Here is a 4,171-nt window from a genome sequence, read left to right as displayed (position 1 = left end):
GGTCTCGACAAGCTCGACCAGCGAAGGAGCCAGGGTCAGAGGCCCTGGGCCAGGCGGTAGTACGCCTGGTTGTGGCGCACCTGGTCGGCGAAGCCGCGGCGCGTCGTGTCCTCGTCGATGACCAGCAGCTCGGTGCGCGCGATGTTCGCGAACACCTCGAACGCCTCGATGCCCGCGGCGGTCGACATGACGGTGTGGTGCGCGCCGCCCGCCGTCAGCCACGACTCGGCCGAGATCTCGAACGACGGCCGCGGAGCCCACATGGCCCGGGCCACGGGCAGGTTCGGCAGGTCGCGCGGCGGCGTGACGACGTCGACCACGTTCGCCGTCAGGCGGAAGCGGTCGCGCATGTCGGCGAGCGAGACGACCACGGCGCCCTCGACGGCGTCCGCGGAGAACACCATGCGGACCGGGTCCTCCTTGCCGCCGATGCCCAGCGGGTGCACCTCGATGCGCGGCTTCGAGGTGGTCAGCGACGGGCAGACCTCCAGCATGTGCGCGCCGAGGATCAGCTCGGAGCCCGGGGTGAGGTCGTAGGTGTAGTCCTCCATCAGGGAGGCGCCACCCGGCAGGCCGAGCCCCATCACCTTGGCCGCGCGGACGAGGACGGCGGTCTTCCAGTCGCCCTCGGCGCCGAAGCCGTAGCCCTTCTCCATCAGGCGCTGGACCGCCAGGCCGGGGAGCTGGCGCAGGGCGCCGAGGTCCTCGAAGTTGGTGGTGAACGCCTTGGCGCCGGCCGCCTCCAGGAAGCCCTCCAGGGCGAGCTCCTGCCGCGCGGCGTAGCGCAGCGAGTCGTGCCGCTCGGCGCCGGCCCGCAGCTCGGGGGCGACGTCGTACTTGGCCTCGTACTCCGCGACGAGCGCGTCGATCGCGGGCTCCTCGACGGCGTCCACGGCCGCGACCAGCTCGTTCACGCCCCAGGTGTTCACCGAGACGCCGAACCGCAGCTCGGCCTCGGTCTTGTCGCCCTCGGTCACCGCGACGTTGCGCATGTTGTCGCCGAACCGGACCAGCTTGAGCTCGTGCGTGGCGGCCCAGCCGGCCGCGCCGCGCACCCAGGTGCCCACCCGGCGGGTGACGGCCGGGTTGGAGACGTGCCCCACCACCGTGGTCCGCGCGACGCCGAGCCGCGTGGCGATGTACGCGTACTCGCGGTCGCCGTGCGCGGCCTGGTTGAGGTTCATGAAGTCCATGTCGATGTCGTCCCAGGGGAGCTCGACATTGGCCTGCGTGTGCAGGTGCAGCAGCGGCTTGCGCAGCGCGTCCAGGCCCGCGATCCACATCTTGGCGGGGCTGAAGGTGTGCATCCAGGTCACGACGCCCAGCACCTGGTCGTCGCCGTTCGCGTCCAGCATGGCGCGGCGGATGGCGGCCGAGTCCTTCAGGACGGGCTTCCACACGACCTTGACCGGCACGTCCGAGGACGCGTCCAGCGCGCGGGCGACCTCCTGGGACTGCTCCGCGACCTGGGCCAGGGTCTCCTCGCCGTAGAGGTCCTGGCTCCCGGTGAGGAACCAGACCTCGCGGTCCGCGTAGGGCTTGGTGCTCATGCCTGTCCTTCCGTGGTGGCAGCGGTCTGCTGGCCGTAGACGTTCTGGTAGCGGTCGTAGAGGGCGTCGATGTGCTGCTGCTCGATCGGCAGGGGGTCGCCCAGCTGACGGGCGACGTGCACCGTGCGGGCCACCTCCTCGACCATGACGGCGGCCTTGACGGCGGCCCGCGCGTCCTTGCCGATGGTGAACGGGCCGTGGTTCTGCATCAGCACGGCGGGGCTGCGGTGGCCGCTGAGGGTCTCGACGATGCCGCGGCCGATCGAGTCGTCGCCGATGATCGCGAACGGCCCCACCGGGACCGGCCCGCCGAACTCGTCGGCCATCATCGTCAGCACGCACGGCACCTCCTCGCCGCGCGCGGCCCAGGCCGTCGCGTACGTCGAGTGCGTGTGGACGACGCCGCCCACCTCACGCATGTGCGTGTACACGTAGGCGTGCGCCGCGGTGTCGGACGACGGCGCCCGCGTACCGTCCACGAGGGTGCCGTCGAGGTCGCAGACCACCATGTCGGCCGGCGTCAGGTCGTCGTACGAGACCCCGGACGGCTTGATGACGAACAGGTCGGCGCTGCCGTCCGGCACGTCCGCGTTCGGCACGCGCTGCGACACGTTGCCCGCCGTCCAGACCACCAGGTCCCAGCGCGGCAGCTCGGCGTGCAGGTCCGAGACGACGGCGCGGACACGCGCCACCTCGTCCTGGACCGCCTGCGAGTAGTCGGTCAGTGTCTTGCTCATCGGTCGCTCTCCTGCGTCGTGTCTCGGGTGCGGAGCTCGGCGACGGCGGCACGCTCGATCGCCAGGCCCGCGCTGTAGCGCTCCAGGAAGGCGGTGAAGCCCGCCACGTCGTCGGCGTCGGGCTCGACGACGTCGAGCGCGGCGTCCGCGAAGATCTCGCTGCCCAGCCAGGTGCCCAGGTCCTGCGCCGGGGCGGCGGCGCCGGCCGCGGACGCCCGGTAGGCGGCCAGCACGGCGATGCCCCAGGCACCGCCCTCGCCCGCCGTGGTGCCGACGGCCACCGGGGCGCCGAGCGCGGCGGCCAGCAGCCGCTGTGCCACGCCCGCGGTCTTGAACATGCCGCCGTGCGCGAACATCGCGTCCAGGCCGACCTGCTCCCGCGCGAGCACGCGCATGCCGAGGGCGAGGGTGCCGAACGCGCTGTAGACCTGCGTCCGGGCGAAGTTGGCCAGCGTGAGCCGGCTGTCCGGGGTGCGGGTGAACAGCGGGCGCCCGGCCTCCAGGCCCGTGATCGGCTCGCCGGACAGGTAGTTGTAGGCGAGCAGGCCGCCGCCGTCGGCGTCGCCGTCCAGGGCGGACCGCAGGAACGCCTCGAAGACGGCGCCCGGCTCGGCGGGCCGCCCCAGGGCGGACGCGAACTGGCCGAACAACTCGGCCCAGGCGCCCAGCTCGCTGGCGCCGTTGTTGCAGTGCACCATCGCGACGAGATCGCCGGACGGAGTGGTCACGAGGTCCAGCTCGTGGTGCACGCGCTCCAGCGGCCGCTCCAGCACGACCATCGCGAAGATGCTGGTGCCGGCGCTGACGTTGCCGGTGCGGGGCGCCACCGAGTTGGTCGCGACCATGCCGGTGCCGGCGTCGCCCTCGGGCGGGCACAGGGGGATGCCCGCCTGGAGCGTGCCGGTCGGGTCGAGCAGGGCGGCGCCCTCCGCCGTGAGCGCGCCGGCGTCCGCGCCGGCGGGCAGCACGCCGGGCAGCAGGTCGGCGAGGCCGCGGCCGGGGCCGCGGTCGCCCACGAGCTCGTCGAACTGCGCCAGCATCCGCTGGTCGTAGCCCCCGGTGGCGACGTCGATCGGGAACATGCCGGAGGCGTCGCCCACGCCGAGCACCTGCTGCCCGGTGAGCCGCCAGTGCACGTACCCGGCCAGGGTGGTGACGTGCCGCACCGACGGCACGTGCGCCTCCTCGTCGAGGATCGCCTGGTACAGGTGCGCCACCGACCAGCGCAGCGGGATGTTGTGCCCGAACAGCGGGCTCAGCTCGGCGGACGCCCGCTCGGTGGTGGTGTTGCGCCAGGTCCGGAACGGCACCAGCAGCTCGTCGGCGTCGTCGAACGCGAGATAGCCGTGCATCATCGCGGAGACGCCGATCGCGCCGATCGTGGCGGGGCGCACGCCGTACTGCCGCTCGACGTCGGCGAGCAGCTCGGCGACGGCGTCACGCAGGCCCGCCCAGACCGCCTCCAGCGAGTAGGTCCACACGCCGTCGACGAGCTGGTTCTCCCAGTCGTGGCTGCCGCCGGCGAGCGGTTCCCCGCCCGGGCCGACTAGGCACGCCTTGATCCGGGTGGAGCCGAGCTCGATGCCGAGGGCGGTCCGACCCTGGTCTATCGCCTCCCGGTGCCCGGCGAGCCGCTCCGCCCCTTCGTCCTGCCGCTCCACCATCGTGGACCGCTCCGTCCTGCCCGCACCGTCGCGAGGCGTAGCTCGTTCATCCGTGGTTCGGCCGTGGTGGTGAGCAGCCCGCTCGCCGCCACGGCGATGTTAGCGCTCACACGATACCGGTCTACAACGCTGTACCCAAGCCGGCCCCTGGCGCCCGCCCGCCGTGTACGCCGGAACGTGTCAGACCCCCAGGTCACCGGGGTGACCTGGGGGTCTGACA

At 72.9% G+C, this 4,171-nt stretch carries 3 protein-coding genes; all 3 read right to left on the bottom strand.

Features of this window, described 5'->3' with window-relative positions; genetic code table 11:
• Positions 1-35: 35 nt before the first annotated feature.
• Genes araA through ACFU5G_RS29325 form a run of 3 tightly spaced genes read right to left on the bottom strand, consistent with a single transcriptional unit; the run spans position 36 to position 3,951 of the window.
• Complete coding sequence (gene araA / locus ACFU5G_RS29335; protein WP_377252571.1) at positions 36-1,550, bottom strand: L-arabinose isomerase; 1,515 nt, start codon at positions 1,548-1,550, stop codon at positions 36-38.
• Entirely contained in the window at positions 1,547-2,287 is a 741-nt protein-coding gene (locus ACFU5G_RS29330; protein WP_377252569.1) for an L-ribulose-5-phosphate 4-epimerase, read from the bottom strand. The genes araA and ACFU5G_RS29330 overlap by 4 nt, the downstream gene beginning before the upstream one ends.
• Positions 2,284-3,951, bottom strand: coding sequence for a xylulokinase (locus ACFU5G_RS29325; protein ID WP_377252567.1), 1,668 nt, complete (start codon positions 3,949-3,951; stop codon positions 2,284-2,286). Before ACFU5G_RS29325 ends, ACFU5G_RS29330 begins: the two co-directional genes overlap by 4 nt.
• Positions 3,952-4,171 lie beyond the last annotated feature (220 nt).

The sequence above is a fragment of the Promicromonospora sp. NPDC057488 genome (genome assembly GCF_042802395.1).
Lineage (GTDB): Bacteria > Actinomycetota > Actinomycetes > Actinomycetales > Cellulomonadaceae > Promicromonospora.
This window is presented reverse-complemented; position numbering and strand designations above follow the sequence as displayed.